The sequence below is a fragment of the Faecalibacterium sp. Marseille-Q0746 genome (genome assembly GCF_017377595.1).
GTDB classification, from domain to species: Bacteria; Bacillota; Clostridia; order Oscillospirales; family Ruminococcaceae; genus Faecalibacterium; species Faecalibacterium duncaniae.
In genome coordinates, this window is record NZ_JAFREI010000023.1 from 1 (window position 1) to 26,226 (window position 26,226).

23 protein-coding genes are annotated in these 26,226 nt (G+C 59.6%); 3 read left to right on the forward strand and 20 right to left on the reverse strand.

Annotation, left to right across the window (positions count from 1 at the left end; all coding sequences use genetic code 11):
* Positions 1-76: 76 nt before the first annotated feature.
* The 14 genes from J3351_RS12030 to ybaK form a co-directional block, all read right to left on the reverse strand.
* The gene (locus J3351_RS12030; RefSeq protein WP_097770602.1) at positions 77-985 is read right to left on the reverse strand and encodes an ABC transporter permease; all 909 of its coding nucleotides are present in this window, start codon (positions 983-985) and stop codon (positions 77-79) included.
* Positions 982-1,713: a cell division ATP-binding protein FtsE gene (gene ftsE, locus J3351_RS12035; protein ID WP_082210781.1), complete on the reverse strand. Its 732-nt coding sequence runs from the start codon at positions 1,711-1,713 to the stop codon at positions 982-984. The genes J3351_RS12030 and ftsE overlap by 4 nt, the downstream gene beginning before the upstream one ends.
* Positions 1,714-1,817: 104 nt before the next feature.
* Positions 1,818-2,903, reverse strand: a complete 1,086-nt coding sequence (locus tag J3351_RS12040) for a CdaR family transcriptional regulator (protein ID WP_005932217.1) — start codon at positions 2,901-2,903, stop codon at positions 1,818-1,820.
* A gap of 258 nt (positions 2,904-3,161) precedes the next feature.
* A complete protein-coding gene (locus J3351_RS12045) occupies positions 3,162-3,869 on the reverse strand; it encodes a pseudouridine synthase (protein WP_207697834.1) in 708 nt (235 codons plus the stop codon).
* Positions 3,870-4,064: 195 nt separating this feature from the next.
* The gene (gene purB / locus J3351_RS12050; protein WP_097770599.1) at positions 4,065-5,510 is read right to left on the reverse strand and encodes an adenylosuccinate lyase; all 1,446 of its coding nucleotides are present in this window, start codon (positions 5,508-5,510) and stop codon (positions 4,065-4,067) included.
* A 140-nt stretch (positions 5,511-5,650) separates the two neighbouring features.
* Entirely contained in the window at positions 5,651-9,343 is a 3,693-nt protein-coding gene (locus J3351_RS12055; protein WP_207697835.1) for a phosphoribosylformylglycinamidine synthase, read from the reverse strand.
* 190 nt (positions 9,344-9,533) lie between these two features.
* Entirely contained in the window at positions 9,534-10,835 is a 1,302-nt protein-coding gene (gene purD, locus J3351_RS12060) for a phosphoribosylamine--glycine ligase (protein WP_207697836.1), read from the reverse strand.
* Positions 10,836-11,038: 203 nt separating this feature from the next.
* Positions 11,039-12,220 (reverse strand): phosphoribosylaminoimidazolecarboxamide formyltransferase, encoded by a 1,182-nt coding sequence (locus J3351_RS12065; protein ID WP_097772393.1) that lies wholly within the window; start codon positions 12,218-12,220, stop codon positions 11,039-11,041.
* A 24-nt stretch (positions 12,221-12,244) separates the two neighbouring features.
* Positions 12,245-13,045, reverse strand: a complete 801-nt coding sequence (locus J3351_RS12070; protein WP_207697837.1) for an IMP cyclohydrolase — start codon at positions 13,043-13,045, stop codon at positions 12,245-12,247.
* 122 nt (positions 13,046-13,167) lie between these two features.
* A complete protein-coding gene (gene purN / locus J3351_RS12075) occupies positions 13,168-13,764 on the reverse strand; it encodes a phosphoribosylglycinamide formyltransferase (protein WP_005932195.1) in 597 nt (198 codons plus the stop codon).
* Positions 13,758-14,804, reverse strand: a complete 1,047-nt coding sequence (gene purM, locus J3351_RS12080) for a phosphoribosylformylglycinamidine cyclo-ligase (protein WP_156066308.1) — start codon at positions 14,802-14,804, stop codon at positions 13,758-13,760. The genes purN and purM overlap by 7 nt, the downstream gene beginning before the upstream one ends.
* Before the next feature lie 4 nt (positions 14,805-14,808).
* Positions 14,809-16,287 (reverse strand): amidophosphoribosyltransferase, encoded by a 1,479-nt coding sequence (gene purF, locus J3351_RS12085; protein ID WP_097770595.1) that lies wholly within the window; start codon positions 16,285-16,287, stop codon positions 14,809-14,811.
* A 9-nt stretch (positions 16,288-16,296) separates the two neighbouring features.
* On the reverse strand, positions 16,297-16,797 hold the full coding sequence (gene purE / locus J3351_RS12090) for a 5-(carboxyamino)imidazole ribonucleotide mutase (RefSeq protein ID WP_207697838.1): 501 nt from the start codon (positions 16,795-16,797) through the stop codon (positions 16,297-16,299).
* 469 nt (positions 16,798-17,266) lie between these two features.
* Entirely contained in the window at positions 17,267-17,749 is a 483-nt protein-coding gene (gene ybaK / locus J3351_RS12095; protein ID WP_156075496.1) for a Cys-tRNA(Pro) deacylase, read from the reverse strand.
* 211 nt (positions 17,750-17,960) lie between these two features.
* Between ybaK and aroF the strand changes: the two genes are divergently transcribed.
* The 3 genes from aroF (at position 17,961) to J3351_RS12110 (ending at position 20,610) form a co-directional block, all read left to right on the forward strand.
* The gene (gene aroF, locus J3351_RS12100; RefSeq protein ID WP_035393988.1) at positions 17,961-18,974 is read left to right on the forward strand and encodes a 3-deoxy-7-phosphoheptulonate synthase; all 1,014 of its coding nucleotides are present in this window, start codon (positions 17,961-17,963) and stop codon (positions 18,972-18,974) included.
* 116 nt (positions 18,975-19,090) lie between these two features.
* A complete protein-coding gene (locus J3351_RS12105) occupies positions 19,091-19,513 on the forward strand; it encodes a DUF3783 domain-containing protein (RefSeq protein ID WP_097772399.1) in 423 nt (140 codons plus the stop codon).
* Positions 19,510-20,610, forward strand: a complete 1,101-nt coding sequence (locus tag J3351_RS12110; RefSeq protein ID WP_207697839.1) for an FAD:protein FMN transferase — start codon at positions 19,510-19,512, stop codon at positions 20,608-20,610. Before J3351_RS12105 ends, J3351_RS12110 begins: the two co-directional genes overlap by 4 nt.
* Positions 20,611-20,757: 147 nt before the next feature.
* Here the strand turns inward: J3351_RS12110 and J3351_RS12115 are convergent, their stop codons facing one another.
* From J3351_RS12115 to J3351_RS12140, 6 genes are all read right to left on the reverse strand, one after another.
* Positions 20,758-20,958 (reverse strand): PTS ascorbate transporter subunit IIC, encoded by a 201-nt coding sequence (locus J3351_RS12115; protein WP_097772401.1) that lies wholly within the window; start codon positions 20,956-20,958, stop codon positions 20,758-20,760.
* Positions 20,958-21,953, reverse strand: coding sequence for an SPFH domain-containing protein (locus J3351_RS12120; protein WP_005932167.1), 996 nt, complete (start codon positions 21,951-21,953; stop codon positions 20,958-20,960). The genes J3351_RS12115 and J3351_RS12120 overlap by 1 nt, the downstream gene beginning before the upstream one ends.
* Positions 21,954-22,096: 143 nt before the next feature.
* The gene (locus J3351_RS12125; protein WP_207697840.1) at positions 22,097-23,599 is read right to left on the reverse strand and encodes an Ig-like domain-containing protein; all 1,503 of its coding nucleotides are present in this window, start codon (positions 23,597-23,599) and stop codon (positions 22,097-22,099) included.
* 36 nt (positions 23,600-23,635) lie between these two features.
* Positions 23,636-24,748, reverse strand: a complete 1,113-nt coding sequence (locus J3351_RS12130; RefSeq protein WP_156066294.1) for an HlyD family secretion protein — start codon at positions 24,746-24,748, stop codon at positions 23,636-23,638.
* A gap of 1 nt (position 24,749) precedes the next feature.
* Positions 24,750-25,205 (reverse strand): hypothetical protein, encoded by a 456-nt coding sequence (locus J3351_RS12135; RefSeq protein WP_035393983.1) that lies wholly within the window; start codon positions 25,203-25,205, stop codon positions 24,750-24,752.
* A 179-nt stretch (positions 25,206-25,384) separates the two neighbouring features.
* Positions 25,385-25,750, reverse strand: coding sequence for an endonuclease domain-containing protein (locus J3351_RS12140; protein ID WP_097770588.1), 366 nt, complete (start codon positions 25,748-25,750; stop codon positions 25,385-25,387).
* Positions 25,751-26,226: the final 476 nt, after the last annotated feature.

The window sequence follows — 26,226 nt, forward strand, 5'->3', positions numbered from 1 at the left end:
GGGTGGGGGTATACATGAGGTGCAGGCGGAAGCCCGCAGAGTGTTTTGCTTGTTTCACAGAGAAGGCTCCTTTCGCTTACACATTCAGATGTTTGCGGATGGAGAACATGCTGCCCAGCGCACCCACCAGCGCACCACCGGCCAGACTGTATGTCAGGATGGTGGGCCAGACGGCATCCACAGGCACCATGGCGGTGCCCATAAGCAGCTGCCACAACCCGCCCAGCGTGCTGGAGGCCTGCACGATGTAGGCATAGCCGAAGATACCGGCTACCGAGGTGATGGCACCAGAGATCAGGCCCATGGTCAGGCCCTCCACAAAAAAGGGCAGGGTGACAAGGTGGTTGGTCGCGCCCACATACTTCATGATCTCGATCTCACGGCGGCGGGCAAAAACGCTCAGGCGGATGGTGCTGCCCACCGTGATGATGCTGACCGCCATCAACACCAGGATCACGATCTGGCCCACCTTGGTCACGGCCTGCTGGACCTCCACAAAGGTCTGGGTCATCTCAATGGGGGCGGTAACGCTGTACACGCCCGGGATGCTCTGGAAGTTCTGGCTCATGGCCTGCATCTGGCTCAGGTCTGCCAGAGAGACACGGTAGTTGGCCTTGAAGGGGTTATCATTCTCAAATTCGTCCAGCAGGACGGCGTAATCCGCCATGTACCCACGGTACTGGTTGAGCACGTCCTCCTTGGACATGTACTGCACCCGGCTCACGCCCGGGGTGGCAGTGATGCGCTCCCCTACCGACTGGATGGTGGCATCGTCGGCTTCGGGGTCCACATAGACCACCATTTCGTTCTGCTGGCCCAGATAGTTCACCATGCTGTCCACATTGACTTCCGCCAGCGTGGCAAAGGTGTTCAGGGTCATACAGACGCTCAGGGAGGCGATGCAGGCAATGGTCATGGCCCAGTGCTTGCCCAGGTTGCGCACGCCGCGCACCACAAGGAAACCGAACGTAGAAGGCTTCATCATACCAGCGACACCTCCATTTCCAGTTCCTTCGGGTCTACGGGCGGGTGGGGGATCATGGAGCCCGTGGGTACATCCGAGATGATGTGTCCGCCGGACAGAGTGACCACGCGGCGGTCAAAGTGACGGACCAGCTCGTGCTCATGGGTGACCACCAGCACGGTGATGCCCATCTCGCTGACACGCTCCAGCAGCTCCATCATCTCAAGGCTCAGTTCGGGGTCGATGTTGCCGGTGGGCTCGTCCGCAATCACCAGCTTGGGGGCGTGAGCCAGGGCGCGGGCCACAGCCACACGCTGCTGCTCACCGCCGGAGAGCAGGTCGGGGTAGACCTTTGCCTTGTCCTCCAAGTGGACAAGCTCCAGCATGTAATTCACGCGCTCCTTGATCTGCTTGTGCCCGATGTTGGTAACATGCATGGCAAAGGCAATGTTCTCGTAAACGGTCATGGTGGGGATGAGCCGGAAATCCTGAAAGATGATGCCCATCTGACGGCGCAGGTAGGGGATCTTGCGGCGGCGCAGGCGGGCAACATCCTGCCCGTTCACCAGCACGCGGCCCTCGGTGGGGGTCTCCTCGCGCAGGATCAGCTTGAGCAGGGTGGATTTGCCCGCGCCCGAGTGACCCAGCAGAAAAACAAACTCGCCGTCATCCACATGGAAGTTGACATCCTCCAGGGCAGGCTTTGCGTTGTGCTTGTACTGCTTTGAAACGTGTTCAAAATCTATCATGCGTTTTTCGCTCCCAATAATTTTCTCCAAACCAAAAAGAACCGGCCAGCATCGGTTTCGAGCGGCCGGTTCTGCGCCGACGGCTTTGCGCCGCAAGCGTTTGCTTAATATTTGGCCGGGTTGTTGGACAGGTACTTCTTGACCATCAACGCCACCTTAAAGACGATGGCATCGTCGAACTCACGCAGATCCAGACCGGTCAGTTTTTTGATCTTTTCCAGACGATACACCAGCGTGTTGCGGTGGACAAACAGGCCGCGGCTGGTCTCAGACACATTCAGGTTGTTCTCGAAGAAGCGCTGGATGGTGAACAGGGTCTCCTGATCCAGGCTCTCGATGCTGCCCTGCTTGAACACCTCGCGCAGGAACATCTCGCAGACAGTGGTGGGCAGCTGGTAGATCAGGCGGGCAATGCCAAGGTTGTCGTAGCGGATGATCTGCTTCTCGGTGTCGAACACCTTGCTGACCTCCATGGCGATCTGGGCTTCCTTGAAGGAGGTAGCCAGATCCTTCACATTGGAGATGGGGGTGCCGATGCCGACCACAGCCTTGATGTAATGCTCACCGGACAGGGTGTCCACGATGCTGGCAGCCAGCTTCTCCATATCGGTGCGGTCGATGCCCTTGCGGATCTCCTTGACCAGCACGGTGTCGGTCTCGCTGATGTTGAACACAAAGTCCTTCTGCTTGTCCGGGAACAGGCTGCTGACCACATCGTAAGCGGAGATGTCGCCGCCGGAGGTCACGCGCACAATGAACACCACACGGGAAACATCGGTGGCAAAGTGCAGCTCACGGGCCTTGGCGTAGATATCGCCGGGCAGGATGTTGTCCAGCACCACGTTCTTGATGAAGTTGGCTTTGTCGAACTTTTCATCGTGGTACTGCTTGATGCTCTGCAGGCTGATGGAGAGCAGGGCCGCAAACTGGCCCGCAGTCTCGTCCGCGCCTTCCACAAACACGGCATAGTCGTTATGCTTTGCGCTGGAGAACTGCTGATAGGTGTAGCCATCCCGCACAAAGCGGTCACCGGCCGTCAGGCGCTCTGCCATAAAGCCCTCGCGCACCTCTCCGATCAGGTTCAGCTCCGAGCAGGAGATCACAGCGCCGGTCTCATCCACCACACCGACCACACGATCGATGGCATCTTTCATCTGGTAGATCACGCTCTGGAATACTCTATTGGCCATAAATGGATACCCCTTTTCCTCTTTTGTGCAAGCCGCAGGGGCGAGATTGTCGTTTTTAACAATTTCGCCGCTTTACATTATCTATTTTACACAAAAGAATTTACTTTTGCAACATATTTCACCAAAATATTTTTGACTTTCTTGGTGAAATTATCTTTCGGGGGTATTTTCAGGCCCAAAAAGCACTGTTTTGCGTGGTTCTTGTGAATATTTTACCGGCAAAATGTGATGTTTTTTTGAAAATCAGGTGAAAAGCAGTCAGGCTCCGGTGGTAATTGCTGTCACTTCCTCCGCGGAAAGCTCCCGCCACTGCCCCGGGGCAAGAGCCGGATCCAGCGCAAGCCCGCCGATGGCATCCCGGTGCAGGGCGTTCACGCCCGCGCCGTACACACCGAACATCCGCTTGATCTGGTGGTACACCCCCTGCCTGAGCCTGACTTTCACGGTCAGGCCGTCCGGGGTCAGGGCTTCCACCTCTGCCGGGGAGAGGGCGGTGCCATCCGCCAGCGTCACGCCCTCGGCAAAGCCCTTGCGCATCTCCTCGGTCAGCGGTGTGTCAATGACCACCGTATAGGTCTTGGAGACATGGCGCTTCGGGGCAAGGATCTCGTGGGCGAAGCCGCCGTCATCCGTCAGCAGAACAAAGCCGGTGCTGGTCTTGTCCAGCCGGCCGGCCGGGAACAGCTCCCGCCGGGGGTAGGCATCCCCGATCAGATCCACCACGGTGGTATCCCGCTTGTCGGTGGAAGCGCTCACCACGCCCTCAGGCTTGTTGAGCATCAGGTAGACGAACTGCTGGTAAGCAAGCGGCGCACCGTCCACCGCAACGCTGTCCCCTTTCCTGAGCTGGGTATCCCCTTTTTTGCACACCGCGCCGTTCACCGTCACCTGTCCCCTGCTCAGCAGGGTCTTTGCCTCGCTCCGGGTGCATTGCGCCGTCTCGGCCAGATATTTGTCTAGTCGCATAGGTTCTCCTTTTCCGGTTATAGCAAAGCTGCGCCCTGCCCAAAGGCGGAGCGCAGCGATAGATTTTGCAGTTCAGTGGACCGGGAGTTTCTCCGAGGACCGTCCGCTGGGGTGGGACCCTGCTGCCGCAGGCAGTAGGGCGGGCGATGGAATGGCCCGAGCCGTGTCCGAGGAGAAAGCTGCCGGGCCACACCCTTAAACGCTCAGAGAAGCGTGCTGTTCCACAGCATCGGGGTTGGCATCAAAGATGGGCTGGAGCACATTTGCAATGAACTCCTCCACCTGCTGGGGTGCACGGCCCACAAAGTTTTCGGGCACCAGACCGGCCACGATCTCCTCCTTGGTCAGGCCAAAGGCGGGGTCAGCGGCAACGCGGTCCACCATATCGTTGGGCAGGCCCTCTTCCTTGACCTGCTTGCCAGCGGCAATGGCGTGCTGGCGCAGGCGCTCGTGGAGCTCCTGACGGTTGCCGCCCTTTTCCACAGCCTGCATCATAATGTTCTCGCTGGCCATGAAGGGCAGCTCTGCCATCAGGCGGCTGCGCACCACTTTGGGGTAGACCACGATGCCGTCGGTGACATTGAGCATGATGTTCAGGATGGCATCGGCAGCCAGGAAGCCCTCGGCCATGGCAACGCGCTTGTTGGCGCTGTCGTCCAGAGTGCGCTCAAACCACTGGGTGCCGGTGGTGAAGCTGGGGTTCAGCACATCCACCATCAGGTAGCGGCTCAGGGCGCAGATGCGCTCACACCGCATGGGGTTGCGCTTGTAAGGCATGGCGGAGGAACCGATCTGGTTCTTCTCAAAGGGTTCTTCCATCTCCTTGAAGTTGGCCAGCAGGCGCAAATCGGTGGCAAACTTCATGCAGCTCTGGGCAATGCCTGCCAGAGCGTTCAGGATAAAGGCATCCACCTTGCGGCTGTAGGTCTGGCCGGACACGGGGATCACGGCATCCGGGGCAAAACCCATCTCCTTGGCAATGGAAGCATCCACAGCGCGGATCTTGTCTGCATCGCCCTTGAACAGCTCCATAAAGGAAGCCTGGGTGCCGGTGGTGCCCTTGACACCGCGCAGCTGCAGGGTGGCAAGGCGGTGGTCGATCTCGGCAAGATCCATCACCAGCTCGTTGGCCCACAGGGTAGCGCGCTTGCCCACGGTGGTGGGCTGTGCAGGCTGGCAGTGGGTATAGGCCATGCAGGGCATGTCCTTGTACTCCTCAGCAAAGCGGGAGAGCTTTGCCAGCACACCGATCAGCTTTTTGCGAATGAGCTCCAGGCCCTGCCGCATCACGATGATATCGGTGTTATCACCCACATAGCAGCTGGTGGCACCCAGATGGATGATGCCTGCTGCCTTGGGGCACTGCTGGCCGTAGGCGTAAACGTGGCTCATCACATCATGGCGCACCAGCTTCTCGCGCGCAATGGCGACCTCGTAGTTGATGTCGTCCACATGGGCTTCCAGCTCGGCCACCATTTCGGGGGTGATATTGGTCAGGCCCTGCTCCATCTCGGCCCGGGCCAGCGCCACCCAGAGGCGGCGCCAGGTGCGGAACTTGTTGTCATCCGAGAAGATGTACTGCATCTCGTCGGAAGAATAACGGGTAGAGAAGGGGCTGATATAACGATCATGCTGTGACATTGGTTGTTTCCTCCTGAAAGTAACTCCCCCAGCCGCCTTCCGGCGACAGCCCCCTCGAAGAGGGGGCCTTTCAGCCTCCCTCGGAGAGGGAGGTGGCATCGCGTCAGCGATGACGGAAGGAGTTTTTCTCTATTCTACCATCAAACCTTGAAATAGTCTACGCCGCCCTCAAAGATCGGCTGATATTTGTCGCCGGTGACATTCTTGTATAGGTACTCGCCGCTGCGCTCCGAGTGGCCCATCTTGCCGAACACGCGGCCGTCCGGGCTGGTGATGCCCTCAATGGCCAGCAGAGAACCGTTGGGGTTGTAGCGCTGATCCATGGTGGGCTCACCCTCCAGATCAACATACTGGGTAGCCACCTGACCGTTGGCAACCAGCTGATCCAGCACGTTCTGGGGTGCCACAAAGCGGCCCTCGCCGTGGCTGATGGCGATCTCGTACTCGCTGCCTGCATCGCAATGGGACAGCCAGGGGCTGCCGGTGGAAGCAATGCGGGTGCGCACCAGCATGCTCTGGTGGCGGCCAATGGTGTTGAAGGTCAGGGTCGGGTCATAGGCCGTGATGGGGCGGATATCGCCGTAGGGCACCAGACCCAGCTTGATCAGGGCCTGGAAGCCGTTGCAGATGCCCAGCATCAGGCCGTCGCGGTGCTGCAGCAGGTCGCGGACCGCCTCGGTGACCGCAGGGCTGCGGAAGAAGGAGGCGATGAACTTGGCGCTGCCGTCCGGCTCGTCGCCGCCGGAGAAGCCGCCGGGCAGCATCACGATCTGGCTCTCTCCAATGGCCTTGACCAGTGCCTCGCAGCTGGCGGTAACGTCCGCCGGGGTCAGGTTGCGGATGACCAGGATCTCAGGGTCGGCACCGGCGCGGGCAAAGGCCTTGGCGGTGTCGTACTCGCAGTTGGTACCGGGGAACACAGGGATGATCACCTTGGGCTTTGCCACACCGATCTTGGGAGCAGCAGGGGCGTTCAGCTTGCCATTGATCTTTTCCACGGTGGGGCCTGCCTTGCGGTAGGGGTACACAGGCTCCAGCTTGCTTTCCCAGATCTCCTGCAGCTCTGCCATATCCAGCGTCTCGCCGCAGCTTTCAAAGGTATACTCCTTGGTGGTCTCGCCCAGCAGCTCGCCTGCGGGGGAATCAGAAACCATTTCCAGCACGATGGAGCCGTACATAGGCTCGAACATCCGGTGGGTGGGCATATCAGCGCGCATCTTGAAGCCGATGCGGTTGCCCAGGCCCATCTTGAACAGGGCCTCGGCAATGCCGCCGTAGCCCACGGCGCAGGCAGATGCCACCATGCCCTCTTCGATCATCTGCTCCACGATCTTGTAGTTTGCCTTCAGGGAGAAGAAGTTGGGGCAGCCGGTCTCGGGGTCCAGAATGGGCCGGATGAGGACAACAGTGCTCTCGGGCTTCTTGAACTCGGTGGAAACCACCTTGCTGGCCTTGCCGATGGCAGTGGCAAAGGAGACCAGCGTGGGGGGCACATCCAGCTGTTCGAAGGAGCCGGACATGCTGTCCTTGCCGCCGATGGAGGCAATGCCCAGACCCATCTGGGCATCCAGAGCACCCAGCAGAGCGGCCAGCGGCTTGCCCCAGCGCTCGGGCTTGGTGCCCAGGCGCTCAAAGTACTCCTGGAAGGTCAGGTAGGCATCCTCATAGCGGAAGCCGGAGGCCACCAGTTTGGTGACACTGTCCACCACGGCCATCCGTGCGCCGATATACTGGTTGGCGCTCATCAGGTAGGGGTTGTAGCCCCAGGCCATGCCGGAGCAGGTGTTGGTCTCGCCATCCACGGGCAGCTTTGCCACCATGGCGTTCTGGGGGGTCAGCTGGTAAGCACCGCCAAAGGGCATCAGGACGGTGGCGGCACCAATGGTGCTGTCGAACCGCTCAGAAAGGCCCTTCTTGCTGCAGATGTTCAGGTCGCCCACCATGTTCTTCATCTTCTGGCTGAAGGTGATGCCGGCCCACTGGGGCTGCCAGACGGTACCCTGCTCCACATGGACGTTCTGGTGCTTCTCCGCACCGTTGGAGTTCAGGAACTCACGGCTGATGTTGACGATGGACACGCCGTTCCACACCATGTTCAGGCGCTTTTCCTCGGTGACCTTTGCCACGGGGGTCGCCTCAAGGTTTTCCTCGGTGGCAATGGCGATGAACTTGTCCACATCCTCGGGGGCAAGGGCCACAGCCATGCGCTCCTGGCTCTCGCTGATGGCCAGCTCGGTGCCGTCCAGGCCGTCATACTTCTTGGTGACCTTGTTCAGGTCGATATACAGGCCGTCGGCCAGCTCACCGATGGCAACGGAAACGCCGCCCGCACCAAAGTCGTTGCAGCGCTTGATCATCTTGCAGGCATCCTCACGGCGGAACAGGCGCTGGAGCTTGCGCTCGATGGGCGCATTGCCCTTCTGCACCTCGGCACCGCAGTGGTCCAGGCTGCCCAGATTGTGGGCCTTGGAGGAGCCGGTGGCACCGCCGATGCCGTCGCGGCCGGTGCGGCCGCCCAGCAGGACGATGACATCCCCGGGGGCGGGGCACTCGCGGCGGACATGGGAAGCGGGAGTCGCACCCACCACAGCGCCGATCTCCATTCTCTTTGCCACATAGCCGGGGTGGTAGATCTCATCCACCTGGCCGGTGGCAAGGCCGATCTGGTTGCCGTAGGAGGAGTAACCGGCAGCGGCAGTGGTCACCAGCTTGCGCTGGGGCAGCTTGCCGGGCAGGGTCTCGCTGACAGGCTTGAGCGGGTCGCCTGCGCCGGTCACACGCATGGCCTGATAGACATAGCTGCGGCCGGACAGCGGGTCACGGATGGCACCGCCGATGCAGGTGGCCGCACCGCCGAAGGGCTCGATCTCGGTGGGGTGGTTGTGGGTCTCGTTCTTAAAGAGGAAGAGCCAGTCCTCATCCTTGCCGTTCACATCGCACTTGATCTTGACGGTGCAGGCGTTGATCTCCTCGGATTCGTCCAGATTCTTGAGGATGCCCTGCTTCTTCAGCTCCTTGGCACCAATGGTGGCAAGATCCATCATGCAGCGGGGCTTCTCCTCACGACCCAGGTCAGCGCGCATGGCCATGTAGCGGTCAAACGCTGCCTGCACCACGGCATCGTCGATCTGAACATCATCCAGAATGGTGCCGAAGGTGGTGTGGCGGCAGTGATCGGACCAGTAGGTGTCGATCATCTTGATCTCGGTGATGGTGGGGTCGCGGTGCTCAGAGCGGAAGTACTCCTGGCAGAACTTGATATCGCCCAGATCCATGGCCAGGCCCTTTTCGTCGATGAACTTCTTCAGGCCCTCTTCGTCCAGCTCGTTGAAGCCATCCAGCGTGGCCACAGCGGTGGGCACGGGATACTCCATCTTCAGGGTAGCTTTGGTCTCCAGCGAAGCCTCGCGGGCCTCCACCGGGTTGATAACGTACTTCTTGATCTCTGCCACCTGCTCCTCGGTCAGGGAACCCTCCAGCAGGTAGACACGGGCAGAGCGGACCAGCGGGCGCTCGCCCTGGCTGATGAGCTGGATGCACTCGGCGGCAGAATCGGCGCGCTGGTCGAACTGGCCGGGCAGGTACTCTACAGCAAAGGAAATGCCCTCGAATTCAGGCAGCTCCGCATAGGTGTTGTCCACCGGCGGCTCACTGAACACGGTGGTAGCGCACTGGTTGAACAGTGCCTCGTCGATGCCCTCCACGTCATAGCGGTTCAGCAGGCGCAGGCCGCTCAGGGACTGGATGCCCAGCAGGCTCACCAGCTCATTTTTCAGGCCCTGGGCTTCCACGTCAAAGCCGGGCTTCTTTTCCACATAAATACGATAGACCATAGGGGATAATCCTCCCATCATATTTTTAAGTTATCCTTCGTCCAACCTCTCAGTCTCACTTCGTTCGACAGCTCCCCTAGTAGGGGAGCCCTTGGCATTGCGTATAGCTTTGCCTGACTGCCAAGGCCTCTCCTACTAGGAGAGGTGGCAATGCGTCAGCATTGACGGAGAGGTTGTACAGAGATTCCGTTTATCTTTCAGCAATCGCCTTTAATGCTCTCATACCAATATCCGTGCGCTTGTGCAGCTTTTCAAAGCTGATCTTCTCAGCGGCGGCGTATGCCTGCGTGATGGCGGCGGTCAGGCGGGGCGCAGTTGCAGTCACGCCCAACACGCGGCCGCCGTTGGTGACCAGCGTGCCGTCCTCACGCAGTGCCGTACCGGAGTGGTAGACTGTGATGCTGCTCTCCCCTTCCAGCTGGCCGTTGGTCAGGCCGGAAATGGGCTTGCCCTTTTCATAGGACACCGGGTAGCCGCCGGAGGCCAGAATAACACAGCAGGCCGCGCCCTCGGAGAATTTGACCTCGGTATCGGCCAGTGTGCCCTCGGTGCAGGCAGCCATGATCTTCAACAGGTCACTCTCCAGCAGAGGCAGCACCACCTGGGTCTCGGGATCGCCGAAGCGGCAGTTGTACTCGATGACTTTGGGGCCGTCCGGGGTGAGCATCAGGCCGAAGTACAGGCAGCCCTTGAAGGGGCAGCCCTCGGCGTTCATGGCCTGAATGGTGGGCAGGAAGATCTTTTCCATGCACTCGGCAGCAATGGCCGGGGTGTAGTAGGGGTTGGGGGCCACGGTGCCCATACCGCCGGTGTTCAGGCCGGTGTCGTGGTCGTTGGCACGCTTGTGATCCATGCTGGAAACCATGGGCTTGACCACCTTGCCGTCGGTAAAGCTCAGCACACTGACCTCGGGGCCGGTGAGGAACTCTTCCACCACCACATGGTTGCCGGAAGCGCCGAACTTTTTGTCCAGCATGATCTCCTTCACGCCGTCGGCGGCCTGTTCCTCGTTCTCGCAGATCAGCACGCCCTTGCCCAGTGCCAGTCCGTCGGCCTTGATGACCACGGGGTACTTGCCCTTTGCCTTGATGTAATCCATGACCTTGGCGGGGTCATCAAAGGTGGCATAATCTGCGGTGGGGATGCCGTATTTCTTCATCAGGTCCTTAGAGAACACCTTGGAGGCCTCGATGCGGGCAGCGGCCTTGTCCGGGCCAAAGGCAGGGATGCCCACTGCAGCCAGTGCGTCCACCATGCCCAGCGCCAGCGGGTCATCCTGCGCCACGACCACATAATCAAACTTTTCCTCGGCGGCAAAGGCCACCATGGTCTCTACGTCCGTAGCCTTGATGTTCTTGCATTTGGCATCATAGCTGATGCCGCCGTTGCCCGGAGCGCACCAGATCTCGCCGCAGTCCGGGCTCTTCTTCAGTGCCTTGATGATGGCGTGCTCGCGGCCGCCGCCGCCGACCACTAAGATTTTTTTAGCCATTTTAACATCTCCTAAAATATTCGTTTCTGCTTCTCTGTCAGCGTCCTCACCCTCTCAGGCGCTTCGCGCCAGCTCTCCCAAAGGGAGAGCCAAGACTGGCACTAACACCAGCAGCTACTAACGGGATGCTGCCAAAGGCTCCCCCTTTGGGGGAGCTGGCAAAGCCGACAGGCTTTGACTGAGAGGGCGAACCAGTTTTCCTTTTAGTGATGGAACAGCCGGATGCCGCAGAACGCCATGGCAATGCCGTACTTATTGCAGGTGTCAATGACCTGCTGGTCGCGGATAGAGCCGCCGGGCTGGACAATGGCGGTCACGCCGGAGCGGCGGGCACGCTCGATGTTGTCGCCAAAGGGGAAGAAGGCATCGGAACCCAGGCAGACACCGGTAACATGGCTCAGGTACTCTTTCTTTTCCTCAGCGGTCAGGGGTGCGGGCTGCTTGGTGAAGGTCTCGGCCCAGACATCGTCGCCGATGACATCCTCGGGGGTGTCACCGATATACACATCAATGGCATTGTCGCGGTTGGGCTTGGCGACATCGTCACGGAAAGGCAGGTTCAGCACCTTGTCCATGTGGCGCAGCTGCCAGTTGTCGGCCTTCTGGCCCGCCAGACGGGTGCAGTGGATGCGGCTCTGCTGGCCGGCACCCACGCCGATGGTCTGGCCGCCTGCGGTGTAGCAGACACTGTTGGACTGGGTGTATTTCAAGGTGATGAGGGCAATGATCAGGTCCCGCTTCTGCTCCTCGGTCACGCTCTTGTTCTCGGTGACCCAGTTGGTCAGCATGGTGTCGGCGTTGATGGTCAGCTCGTTGCGGCCCTGCTCAAAGGTGATGCCGTACACCTGCTTGTGTTCCACAGGGGCGGGCTTGTAGTCGGGGTCAATGGCCACCACATTGTAGTTGCCCTTTTTCTTACCGGCCAGAATGGTCAGAGCCTCCGGCTCATAACCGGGGGCAATGATGCCGTCAGAGACCTCATGCTGGATGAGCTTTGCGGTGGGCACATCGCAGACATCGGAGAGGGCGATCCAGTCGCCAAAGGAGGACATGCGGTCAGCACCGCGGGCACGGGCGTAAGCGCAGGCCAGCGGAGAGAGCTCAAAGTCCGGAGCAATGTGGTACATCCTGCGCTCCACATCGGTCAGGGGCAGGCCCAGGGCGGCACCCGCCGGGGACACATGCTTGAAGGAAGCGGCGGCGGGCAGACCGCAGGCCGCCTTCAGCTCCTTGACCAGCTGGATGGAGTTGAGGGCATCCAGAAAATTGATGTAGCCGGGCTTGCCGTTCAGCACAGTCACGGGCAGGTCGGAGCCATCTTCCATATAGATGCGGCTGGGCTTCTGGTTGGGGTTGCAGCCGTACTTCAGTGCGAGTTCGTTCATTGATGCATCCTCCTTAAGTCTTCGTTATTCCGCTTCGGCATCGAGTTTTGCCAGCATCTCCAGCTCCTCGGGCAGCAGTTCAGGCTCCTCGGGGTCGTCCAGATCGCTGTTGACAGCATCGTATTTGTTGAAGATCATATCGCCGGTCTCGCCGCTGTCCAGGTCGATGACGCGGGCAAACAGGCTGACCTTGTTGTCGGGGTTCAGGTTCTGCCACAGGCCATGGGCAAAATCGCCGATGGTGCGGGGGCAGGCAAAGCGCAGGGGCTCGCCCTCAAAGCTGGGGATGGGGTTTCCGTTGTGCTTGTAGGTGCTGATGAAATGGCCCTCACCGGCCACAGGCTGGGGGTAATCAAAGAAATAGCGCTGGACGCTGTCGCCGTTGCCGTCGGCAGATTTCAGGATGCTCATCTGGTAGCTGCCATCAGCGTACACCACAGCGGAGATGCGGGGGGTGTAGTTGGGGCCGTCCGGCTCAAAGGTGCGGGTGCGCAGGGCATCGGCAAAGCTCTTGCCCTGACTCATCAGGTCAAAAATGGTATCGGTCTGGTCGCCGTTGGTCACGATGTGGGTCTTGCCCAGGGTCAGCACGGGGTTATAGATGATAAGGCTGGGGTCCTCCAGCTTGTCGGGGTCTGCAGCCATGGTGCAGATGCCGCCGCGCTCGGGCACGGGGTCGAACACGCGGTTGCGGCTGTTCTCACTGCGGCCCATGATAAAGTAGCCGATGAACATCTGACGGCCATCGGGAGCCATTGCCACTGCAATGCCGCGGCCGGGGTACTCGTTGGAGGCCAGATAATCGTTCAGGTTGATCTTTTCCATGTCAAATTCTCCTATTACGGAACTCCCCCAGTCGCCTACGGCGACAGCCCCCTCGGAGAGGGAGCCTCAAGCCTCCCTCCTTGAGGGAGGTGGCACACCGTCAGGCGTGACGGAAGGAGTTTTTACTCGATCTCGCCGCTGCACACCATGGCAACTGCCTTGGGCAGCAGCTTCCACTCGGCCTGTTCCATCACCCGCTTCTGCAGCACCTCGGGGGTGTCGCCGGGCAGGATCTCCACTGCCTTCTGCAGCAGGATGGGGCCGCCGTCGCACTCCTCGTTGACAAAGTGCACGGTGGCACCGGTCACCTTGCAGCCCCGGGCCAGAGCAGCCTGATGGGGGCGCAGGCCGTACATGCCAGGCCCGCAGAAGGAAGGGATGAGTGCCGGGTGAACATTCAGGATGCGGCGGGGATAGGCTTCAATGACACTGGGGCCCAGCACGGAAAGGAACCCGGCCAGCACCACCAGATCGATGTTGTGGCTTTTCAGCGTTTCCAGCAGGGCCGCGTCAAAGGCCTCACTGTTCTCGTAATCCTTGCGGCGGACCACAACGCCCTCCACACCGGCCTTTGCGGCCCGCTCCAGCGCGTAGACACCGGGCTTGGAGGCCACGACCAGCGTGATCTTCCCGTTGGGGTTCTCGCCCCGGGCTTCGCTGTCCAGCAGGGCCTGCAGATTGGTGCCGCCGCCGGAAACCAACACAGCTACGTTCAGCACAGTTCCACACCGTCCCCTTCAGCGATGACACCCAGCTTGTAAGCCTCGGGCTCGCCGTTGGCGTGGAGGATCTCCAGCGCCTTGTCGGCCTGTGCGGCAGGAACGGTGAGCACCATGCCAACGCCCATGTTGAAGGTATTGAACATATCGTGCTCGGAGATGTGGCCGGTCTCCTGCATCAGGTGGAAGAGGGCAGGAATGCGGACATCCTCCTTCTTGATGCGGGCGCAGCAGCCCTTTTTCAGGCTGCGGGGGATGTTCTCATAGAAGCCGCCGCCGGTGATGTGGGAGATGCCCTTGACATCCACCTCTTCCAGCACCTTCAGCACCGGCTTGACGTAGATCTTGGTGGGAGCCAGCAGGGCATCGCCCAGGGTCTTGCCGCCCAGCTCGGCGGGGGTGGTGTGCAGAACATCGGGATCGTTGTCAATATCAAAGATCTTGCGCACCAGCGAGAAACCGTTGGAATGAACACCGGTGGAGGGCAGAGCGAGGATGACATCGCCAGCCTGCATGGTCTCGTTGTTCAGGATCTTTTCCTTGTCCACAACGCCCACAGTGAAACCGGCCAGATCGTACTCATCCTCCGGCATCATGCCCGGGTGCTCGGCAGTCTCGCCGCCCACCAGAGAGCAATCAGCCTGCACGCAGCCCTCGGCCACGCCCTTGACGATCTCGGCGATCTTCTCAGGGATGTTGCGGCCGCAGGCGATGTAATCCAGGAACACCAGCGGCTTTGCACCGGCGCAGATCACATCGTTGACACACATGGCAACGCAGTCGATGCCAATGGTGTCGTGCTTGTTCATGATCATGGCGATCTTCAGCTTGGTGCCCACGCCGTCCGTGCCGGAGATCAGAACCGGGTGCTTGTAGCCGGTGCAATCCAGCTCAAACAGGCCGCCAAAGCCGCCCAGACCACCAATGCAGTGCTCGTTCATGGTGCGGGCAACATACTGCTTCATCAGTTCAACGGAGCGGTAACCGGCGGTGATATCCACACCGGCAGCTGCGTAACTCTCAGAATAGCTCTTTTCCATCTTCTTACTCTCCTAACTTTTTCTCGTTTTTGGGACGGTCGTTCAGGTGGCGTTCATGGATATCGGTGGAAAGCACCTCTTCCGGCCTCACGGCATACTCGCCGGTAAAGCAGGCGGTGCAGAAACCGCATTTTGCGTTCTTGGCCAGCTGCACCACATGCTCGGTGGACAGGTAGCCCAGGGTATCGGCCCCGATGATCTCATTGATCTGCTCCACATTGCGGCCCGTGGCCACCAGCAGCTTCTGGTCGGGGATGTCAGTGCCGAAGTAGCAGGGGTATTTGAACGGGGGGGCCGAGACCCGGAAGTGGACTTCCTTTGCACCGGCATCCCGCAGCAGCTTGATGATGCGGGCGGAGGTGGTGCCGCGCACGATGGAGTCATCCACCAGCACCACCCGCTTGCCCTTGACGGTGCTGGACACCACGTTCAGCTTGATGCGCACACTGTTTTCGCGCTGCTTCTGGCTGCCCTGGATAAAGGTGCGGCCGATGTATTTATTCTTGATGAAGCCGATGCCGTAGGGGATGCCGCTCTCCTGCGAGTAGCCAAGCGCCGCATCCAGACCGGAATCCGGCACGCCGATGACCACATCGGCCTCCACAGGGTGCTCCTGTGCCAGGAACCGGCCTGCCTGCTTGCGGGCCTCGTGCACCGAGCTGCCCTCGATGATGCTGTCCGGGCGGGAGAAATAGATGAACTCGAACACGCACATCTGGGTGTCCGGGCGGCCGCAGTGATCCTTGATGCTCCGCAGCTCACCGGTCTTGGTGTCGGCAATGACGATCTCGCCGGGCTCCACGTCCCGCAGCAGGGTCGCGCCCGCAGCATCCAGCGCACAGCTCTCGCTGGCAAAGACGTAGCCGCCGCCGGGCAGGGTGCCGATGCACAGGGGGCGGTAGCCCCGGGGGTCCCGGACCGCAATGAGCTTGGTGGCGGACATGATCACCAGACTGTATGCACCCTCCAGCACATCCATCGTCTTGCTGATGGCAGTCTCAATGCTGCCCATCCGCAGGCGGTTGCGGGTGATGAGGTAGCAGATGACCTCGGTATCGGAGGAGCCGTGGAAGATGGCACCCTCGTTCTCCAGCTGACGGCGCAGCTCCAGGGCATTGGTCAGGTTGCCGTTGTGGCAGAGGGCCATGGTGCCCCGGCCATGCCGGACGATCATGGGCTGGGCGTTGGCCCGCACCCGGCTGCCGGCCGTGGCATAGCGGACATGGCCCGTTGCCATGTGGGCCGTGGGGGTGGAAAGACTGCCCAGCACGGCGGGGGTGAACACCTCGTTCACCAGGCCGAGGTCGCGGTGGCCCTGGATGACACCGTCATCGTTGACTGCAATGCCGCAGCTCTCCTGCCCGCGGTGCTGCAGCGCATACAGGGCAGAATAGGCGGCAGCGGCCACGTCCTCGGTGCCCGCCCGGTCGTAAATGCCAAAAACGCCGCATTCCTCGTGCAGCGGATATGCAAAATCAGACATTGGTTCTCCTTACAACTCTTTCAGTTCGTTCTGCAGCTTTTCTTCCTTGGCTGCAATCTGCTGTGCCATGCTCACCCGCTCGGCCTCCAGCTTCCCGGCCAGTGTTTCATCGCTCAGGGCCAGGATCTCGGCAGCCAGCCAGGCGGCGTTCTTGGCCCCGTTCAGGGCCACGGTAGCCACCGGGATGCCGCTGGGCATCTGGACCGTGGCCAGCAGCGCGTCCAGACCGTCCATCGCGCCGCCCTTCATCGGGATACCGATGACGGGCAGGGTGGTGTTGGCAGCAAAGGCACCGGCCAGATGGGCCGCCATGCCCGCCGCGCACAGGATCACACCAAAGCCGTTGGCCCGGGCATTTTTGGCAAAATCCGCGGCCTCGGCAGGGGTGCGGTGGGCCGAAAGGATGTGTGCCTCAAAGGGGATGTCCAGCGCCTTCAGCTGGGCACAGGCCCCCTTTACCACCGGCCAATCACTGTCCGAGCCCATGATCACTGCAACTTTCCGAATCATATCCGAACCTCTCTTTCTCCGTCTGCAAAACAAAAAAAAGCTGTGGTACACCTGCACCACGGCCTTTATTTCTGCGTATGCTCTCCCAGCGCTTTGCACAAAGCTGCACGATGCCCCTGAACAGCACGAATGGTGTTCTGTTCTGTGAAGCCCGACAGCATCTTCATCTTTGAAGTTCCCCTTTTGCTCTGCGCTTTTTCAGGCGGCACCCGGCATCCGCCGGGGTACCGTCCCTGTACTACATACAGTTTACGGCAAAAATTCCACTTTGCAAAGGCCCTTGGGGCAATTTCTCCCTTGTGTTCTCCCGCGTCAAAAAACTTTCAAAAGTTTTGTGCAGTTTCGACACCGTATTTCTTTTTAAGTATGACTTTTTTAGAAAATATAATAAAGTAAGTTTTATCTCACTGAGCAGGCCCCGCTCTGTACAGTCTCTCCGTCATTGCGTTGGCAGTAAGGGCGTTTTACCTTAGAAGATGATCTTCGCTGTTGCTGCCCTTGCTGCCCGGATGAGGTCGGCGGGTGCGCAGCACACCTGCGTACCAATGCGGCCGCCGGAGACATAGACCTTTTCCTGAGCCAGCACGCTTTCATCAAACACGGTGGTGTACTGCTTTTTCATACCCACCGGGCTGCAGCCGCCGCGCACATAGCCGGTGACCTTATTGATATCGGCCACATGGATCATGGCTACGCTTTTTTCGCCCACGCTGCGGGCAGCGGCCTTCAGGTCAAGCTCTGCCGCCACCGGAATGACGAACACAAAGTAGTTTTTGCTGCTGCCCTGAGTCACCAGCGTCTTATATACGCAGGCCGGGTTCTCCCCCATGCTGGCGGCCACGGTCACACCGTCCACCGCCACGCCCTCCTCGTGGGCATATTCGTGGGCTGTATAGGGCACCTTGGCCCGTTCCAGGATGCGCATGGCATTCGTTTTTGCTTCTTTTCCCATTGATGATCGCTCCTTGTAAACTCCTTGCCCTCTCAGGCTGCCCCTATTCTACCACTTTCTTTCCTAAATTTCAAAATTTCTCTTGACTTCAGTTCCCTGAAGTGTTATCATAGGCCCATGCTTCAGGAAACTGAACTTCACGAAAATAAATCGCGGCAATGGAGCCGGTCTCCTGTGCCGTTTGTGTGAGAAGGATAAGGAGACGACCACCATGATCATTGTACTGAAACAGGATGCCCCTGACGCACAGGTCCGCGAGTTCTGCCACGAGCTGCAGGATATGGGGCTGCAGATCAACGACTCCAAGGGCAGCGACACCCACATTCTGGGCCTGATCGGCGACACCAAGGCCATTGCCGAGAGTTGGGTGCTGGCCAACCCCGTGGTCGAGACCTGCCGCCGCGTGTCTGAGCCTTACAAGAAAGCCAACCGCAAGTTCCACCCCGACGACAGCGTGATCGATGTCAACGGCGTGAAGATCGGCGGCGGCAACTTCGCCGTCATCGCAGGCCCCTGCAGCATCGAGAGCGAGGAGCAGATCACCTACTGCGCCCAGCGCGTTAAGGATGCAGGCGCTTCCCTGCTGCGCGGCGGCGCGTTCAAGCCCCGCACTTCCCCCTACTCCTTCCAGGGAATGCGGAGCGAGGGCCTGGACCTGCTCAAGCTGGCCCGCCGCGCCACCGGCTCCCCCATCGTCACCGAGATCATGAACACCGAGCACCTGCCCCTGTTCGAGAATGTAGACCTCATCCAGGTGGGTGCCCGCAATATGCAGAACTTTGAGCTGCTCAAGGCCGTGGGCCGCCAGAAAAAGCCCGTGCTGCTCAAACGCGGCCTGGCCAACACGCTGGAAGAATTTGTGATGAGCGCCGAGTACATCATGGCCGAGGGCAACGAAAACGTTATCCTCTGCGAGCGCGGCATCCGCACCTTTGAGACCAGTATGCGCAACACCCTGGACCTGGCCGGAGTGGTCATGCTCCACAAAATGACCCACCTGCCCGTTGTGGTGGATCCCAGCCACGCCTGCGGCCACGCCTGGATGGTGCCACAGCTGGCCAAGGCCGCTGTGGCCGCCGGTGCCGACGGCCTGATGATCGAGGTGCACAACAACCCCGCCAAGGCCAAGTGCGATGGTGCCCAGAGCCTGACACCCGATCAGTTCGATGAACTGATGGGCTTTATCACCAAAGAAGTCGAGTTCTTTGGCAAGAAGATGAACTGAGAATGGAACGACCCTCTCGGCACGCGGCAGCGTGACTGAGGGGGTTGTTTTCTTTTGTCATCAAATATGGTATACTATGGTGTATTTTGAATTCACCCTTGAAACGAGGTATTTCTATGAAAGCTCATATTGCACGCAACCAGAATGCCGGCATCCCGCTGGCGCTGGGCTGGAACCTTTCTGCCGCTGACCGGGGCATCCTGGAGGGGATGGCCCCCGCTTTCGGGATGAAGCTGCTGCTGGTCTCCCCTGCCGATGCAGGCAGGACCGTGGCCCAGCTGCTGGGCGAGGTGGAGGTCAAGACCACCCGCACCCTGGTGCTGGAGCCGGGTGCTTATCCCCCGGCGCTGGTGCTGGCCAACTTCAAGGATAAGGATGTGGACACCCTGCTCGACCTGATGAAGCAGGCACAGGTGAACATCCCCCTCAAGGCCGTTGTGACCCCCACCAGCAAGAGCTGGGTGTTCGGTGACCTGCTGGCACATCTGCAGGAAGAGCACACCGCCTTTACCGCCGCAAAGGAGACCGCCAAAGCATGATGACCAAGCGTATTTTTTCTGCCCTGCTGGTGGCTGCGCTCAGCCTGAGCCTGCTGGCGGGCTGCGGCAGCTCCGCTTCCGGCTCTACCGCGCCCAGCGCCGCCGATGGCCCGCAGCGCTACTCCACCGTGTTCTATGATGTGTTCGACACCGTGACGCAGGTCATCGCCTACTGCGACAGCGAGGAAGAGTTCACCGCCCAGATGGACGCGCTCCACGCCGACCTTGTGGAGTACAACCAGCTCTACGACATTTATAATGATTACGATGGCGTGACCAACATCAAGACCATCAACGACAATGCGGGCACTGCCCCGGTGACAGTGGATGACAAGATCCTCGGGATGCTGGAGCTGGCCCAGACCATGTACGACACCACTGGTGGCAAGCTGAACATTGCGCTGGGCAGTGTGCTGAACATCTGGCACAACTACCGCGAGGCCGCACTGGCCGATGACAACGACAGCAATAACCAGCTGCCCACGCAGGAAGAGCTGGATGCCGCCGCACAGCACTGCGATATTGCCAACCTCATCATTGATGAAGATGCCAAAACGGTCTATCTGGCCGACCCGGCCATGTCGCTGGACGTGGGCAGCGTGGGCAAGGGCTACGCCGTGGAGCAGGCCGCACAGGCCGCCGAAGCCCGGGGCCTGACCAGCGCCCTCATCAGCGTGGGCGGCAACCTGCGGGCCATCGGCACCAAGCCGGACGGCTCCCAGTGGGTAGGCGGCGTGGAAAACCCGTGGAACTCCTCCGAGGTCTACACCAACGGCAGCTCCACTGTAGCCGCCGTCAAGATGAGCGACCTCTCCCTTGTGACCAGCGGTGACTACCAGCGCTACTACGTTGTGGACGGTGTGCGCTACCACCACCTCATCGACCCGGCCACCCTCTGGCCCGCCGCCTACTTTGACGGCGTGAGCGTGCTGGCTCCGGACTCCGGTGTGGCCGACTGCCTGACCACCGGCCTGTTCTGCCTGCCTCTGGAAGAGGGCAAGCAGCTCGTGGAATCGCTGGACGGCGTGGAAGCCCTCTGGTGCACCACTGATGGCGAAGTGGTCACCTCCAGCGGGTGGAGCGAGCATACGAATTAAATAAGGAACGACCCTCTCCGTCATTGCTTCGCAATGCCACCTCTCCCGAAGGGCGAGGCTATGCTGCCTTTATCCCAGGCCAGCGATAGGCTCCCCCTTCGGGGGAGCTGGCAAAGCCAACAGGCTTTGACTGAGAGGGTCGTTCTTTTACTTGATATCCAGTTCGGGCGGCACGTCGATCTGGTCAGAGATGTACTTGCCGTTCTTTTTGCGCTGACGCACACACTCGGTGAGCAGATACTCGATCTGCCCGTTCACCGAGCGGAAGTCATCCTCAGCCCATGCGGCAAGGGCATCGTAGAGCTTCGCATTCAGGCGCAGGGGGATCTGCTTTTTCGGCTCTGCCATCAGTACAGGCTGCCGCTGTTCACAATGGGCTGCGCGTCACGGTTGCCGCAGAGCACCACCAGCAGGTTGGAGACCATTGCCGCTTTGCGCTCATCGTCCAGTTCCACCACTTTGTTCTCACTCAGGCGATCCAGCGCCATCTCCACCATGCCCACGGCACCGTCCACGATCATCTTGCGGGCATCAATGATGGCGCTTGCCTGCTGACGCTGCAGCATGACCGCCGCGATTTCGGGGGCGTAGGCCAGATAAGTGATGCGGGCTTCGATGATCTCGATCCCGGCGGCGGTGACGTTCTTCTGGATCTCGCCTTGGATGCGCTTTGCCACCACTTCCGAGGAGCCGCGCAGGCTGCCCTCGTCGGCCACACCGTCGCCGGTGGTGTCCACATTGGGGGCTACATCGTAGGGGTAGATGCGCACCACGTTGCGCAGGGCGCTGTCACACTGCAGGGACAGGTATTCCTTATAGTTGTCCACATTGAACACGGCCTTGGCGGTGTCGGTCACCCGCCAGATGACCGCAATGCCGATCTCCACCGGGTTGCCCAGGCAATCGTTGATCTTCTGGCGGGAGTTGTTCAGGGTCATCACCTTCAGGGAGATCTTCTTGCCGTCCTTCTCACGGTCAGCCTGCACCACAGGGCGCTGCTGAACATCACCGCTCTGGCTCAGGACCGTGCCCGCAGCCGGGTTGACGGCAGTGCAGAAGGGATTGACCCAGTAGAAGCCCTCCCCCTTCAGGGTGCCGATGTAATCGCCGAACAGGGTCAGCACCAGCGCTTCCTCGGGCTTGAGGACTTTCAGGCCCGCGAACAGGAAAATACCGATGATGGCATAGATGACAGCAATCGCCAGCGGGATAAAACCCAGGAAGGTAGTATACAGCATTACAAAACCGATGCCGCCCACCACAACCGCAGCCACATAACCCAGCAGGGTCAGCAGAAGCATGGTCATGCCGTTCTTCTTGGTCTGTAAGATCTTCTCTTCCATAAAATGTCCCTCCTTTACAGGGTTTGGAAGTTTCTTTCTGATATCAAAATCATATCACATTGTATTTTGATTGTCAAGAACTTCCGATAAACACAAAACCTCCCACTCGAATGAGCGGGAGGTTTTATTACGCACAGTTATAATTACCAGAACCAATACCGTTTCTTGACGGCAATATACACGATCAGGCAGACCACGGTCAGCGCACCGGCGGCGATGAAGAAGGTCCAGTTGATATTGGTGAAGCGCAGATTCTGGTTGGTCAGCAGGTAGCTGCCAGCCGTATCGGCGGTGATGGTGCCATCCTTGTAACTGTTCAGAAACTGCCACTTTTCGCTGGCAGTGTTGTGCAGATACAGGCGGCTGTAAGCGGCGTTCTCACCGGTCAGGGTGATCTGCACCACGCAGGGCAGCGCGCCGCTTTCGCCCAGCTGGAAGCTCAGGCCGTTTTCATCGGGGGCAAAAGTCAGGGCAGTGCTGAACCCGCCCTGGGTGCTCTTGATGCTGGTGCCATCGATCCGCAGGGTATAATCCTCGCCCAGCACGATCAGGCTGCGGCCCGTGGTGCGCAGGGCGCTCAGGATCTCGCCGGTGATGGCGGGCACGTCGCTCTGATAGAGGGACACTTCCTCCCCTGCGGCGTTCTGGATGGCGGCCACGGTGGCATCGGTGGTGACATTTTCCTCGGTGCCCTCACCGCTGGTGTCGCTGCTGCTGCCGGAGGTGGAGGCGGTGCGGTTGACGATGACCGTGACCGAGGTGGAGGCGGTGCCGTTGGAGACCACCACGGAGGTGGCACCCGTGGCAACGCCGGTGATGACACCGGAACCGCTGACGGTGGCAATGCTCTTGTCCTGGCTCTTGAAGGTCAGGCTCTGGCTGGCGGAGGCCGGCGATACTTTGCCGGTGATGGTCTTGGAGGAGCCCGGCTTGAGCACCACATAGTTGGTGTTCAGGGAGATGGACTGGCTGGAGACGGTGCTGGTGTTGGCCGCAACCACCGTAACGGTGGCCGTGCAGCTCACGTTGCCGTCCGTGGCGGTGATGGTGGCCTTGCCGGGGGCAACGCCGGTCACTTTGCCAAAGTTGTTGACGGTAGCCACCTTCTCATTGGAAGAGCTCAGGCTGACGTTGATATAGTTGGCCGCCGAGGTGGGCAGCACTGCCAGCGAGAGGCTGGTGGTCTCGCCCACGGCAATGGTGCTGGATGCAAGGGTGATATCCATTTCGGTGGCGATCATGCTGGCATCCGGCTGAGGGGTGATGGTATAGGTGCAGCTCACCCCGCCGCAGGTGGCGGTGATGTTGGCCGTGCCCAGGCCCACAGCCTGCGCCACGCCCTCACTGTCCACCGAGACAACATTGGGGTTGTCAGAGACATAGGTCACGCCGTTCTTGCTGGCGGCATTGGCGGGGGTGGTCACCGGGGAGAGCTGCTGGGCCGTGCCCGCCAGCGGGGCGGCATCGTAGCTGCCGGTCTCGATGCTCTCGGCGGTAACTTTATCCCAGGGAAAGCTCACCTTGGGCAGCGTGAGGGCCAGCGGCGTGGTAACAGGGCCGGCAGCCGACGCAGGCAGGGCGGCGGCACAGGCCAGCACACCCAGCAGAGCCGCGCTGGCGGCCAGCTGTTTCGGGTTCAGTTTCATTCTTTCGTACCTCTTGGGCGTGGAATCGGCGGGCGCTTAGCGGAACAGCACGCCCAGGGCCTCCATCACATAGTCAAAGTAAGTCAGTTCATCGTACTCCACACGGGCGGTGACGCTCATGCCGTTGGAAAGATCCACCTTGTCGCCGCTGGTGCTCACGACATAGGTGTTGTCCGGCTTGATGGTCATCTTGTAGTAAGACCCGCTGGTGCTGGAGGTCACGTCACTGTCGATGGAGGTGACAGTGCCGGTCAGGGTGCCGTAGGAATACTCCGACAGGCCGGTGATGGCGATCTTGCAGGGGTCGCCCACGTTGATCAGCGGCCGGTCGTTGACGGTAACAGCCGCCACGATCTCAAGGTCGCTGTTCTCGCTGGCCACGGTGGCCAGAGCGGAACCCGCGCTGAGCACCATGCCCACCTTGTAGGGGGTGTCCATGTGGATGACACCGGAGGTGGGAGCGTAGATGTAGTAATCGTTCGCGCCGGTGTTCAGGGCATCCAGCTGGGCCTCGATGTTGTCAATGTTGGCCTGCACGCTGGTCAGGTTGGCAGAAATGGACTGCAGGGTGGAGTAGTACAGGCTCTCCACCTCGCTCTGGTTCTGCTCCATCATGGTCTTGATCTGCTCATCGGTGTAACCGGCGGCCTGATAGGGCGAAGCGTCAAACGCCTTCTGACTGACCTGGCTCTTGTAGCTCTCGTACTGGTAGTAATAGGGCTGGTCGTCGATGTCGGTCTCGCTGAAGTAGTTCTTGTCGTCCTGAATGGACTTGAGCAGCTTTTCGTACTGGCTCTTCTGCTTTTTGTAGATGTCCAGCTGCTTCTGGTAGCTGTCCTGCTGGATGTCCAGATCGGTGCTCTTGATGTGGGCAATGAGGTCGCCCTCGGTGACATAGCTGCCCTCCGAGATGTTCAGCTCGGTGATGGAGCCGGAGTAGCTGGACATGATATAGGTCTTGTTGGCCGCCTGCACTGAGCCAGTGGACTGGCTGACGTAGGTGCGCTTGTTCTGGGTGCTCCAGATCACCAGAAACACCATGAGGAAAGCCACCAGAAGAATGAGCGCGTAGCCAAAGGCCGGCAGCTTTTTCTCCATCATAATGCGGCGGTCCTGCAGGTCGGAAAGATTCTGAATGCGAGTGGTCATATTACTTCGTCTCCATAAAAACGTCCATGACACCGTTTTCGCTGTCCTGATTGACGTAGATGCTGTAGGTGGTGCCGGTCAGCTCGATCTCGTGCTCGTAGGCATAGATGTTCAGCTTCTGGCTGGCAAGGCTGCTGTGGTCCATGGGGCCGGTGAAGTGGGCGTACAGGCAGCCCTTCACCCGCAGCACAGCGTCCTGCTCGTAGCCCGGCTCCAGGCGGGGGATGAGCTGGTTGACCTGCATCATAAAATAGATCTGCGGCTCCGGGTTGGGGCCGGAGGTAAACTTGACGCACTGGATCACAGGGCCAACCGGCATGGCGCTGTGGCTCTTGATAAAGTTCTGCATCTGGGTCAGGATCACGCCCAGGTTGCCCAGCTCGCTGGCATCGATCTTGCGTGCCAGAACGTTGGTCAGCTTCAGGGTCTTGTTTTCTGCAACTTGGATCTCTCTCATAATATTGTCCACCTATTTCTTTTTTGTTTGCAATAAGCAATTGTCTGGGGGAAAAGATTCTTTTTTACCGTTTTGCCAAAGACTCTCCTCAAAGCGGTCTCACCCTCTCAGTCAAAGCCTAACGGCTTTGCCAGCTCCCCCAAAGTGGGAGCTCTTGACAAAAAGGGTCACAGCTGCTTTTATATCCGAATTTGTACTTCCCTATCAATGGTCTCGCATACAGCATCAAAATGATTGTTAACATCCCGATTAGAGAACCGTAAAACTTTCAAGCCATAGCCATGCAGGATAGCACTTCGTTCCTCATCGTAAGCTTTCCCCTGTTCAGTATAATGCTGTGAGCCGTCAAGTTCAATAACCAATCTTGCATCCGCGCAATAAAAATCCACAATAAACGATTCAATGATCCGCTGTTTGTAGAATTTTACCGGATATTTCCGCAAGAAAACATACCAAAGCCGTTGCTCCTGTGGTGTCATTTCCCTCCGAAGTCTTCGGGCTACATCCAGCATGTCGTTATTCTTGACAACTGTCGTCTTTTTCATCAGCTTATACCTCTACCGGGCTCACCCTCTCCGTCAGCGCACACGCGCTGCCACCTCCCCCAAAGTGGGAGGTTTTGACAGAATGACTCACTCCCTGCACTGTGGGCAAGTCTGCGTTCACACTACGCAAAGGGAAACCCGCCGTACACTGCGCTATGCCAAGGGCTCTCCCTTCGGGAGAGCTGGCGCAAAGCGCCTGAGAGGGTGAGGATGCTCACGGTAAGTCACTCACACAGCGATAAAGTGTCACTATAGCTTATACCTCTACCGGGCTCACCCTCTCCGTCAGCGCACACGCGCTGCCACCTCCCCCAAAGTGGGAGGTTTTGACAGAATGATTCACTCCCTGCACTGTGGGCAAGTCTGCGTTCACACTACGCAAAGGGAAACCCGCCGTACACTGCGCTATGCCAAGGGCTCTCCCTTCGGGAGAGCTGGCGCAAAGCGCCTGAGAGGGTGAGGATGCTCACGGTAAG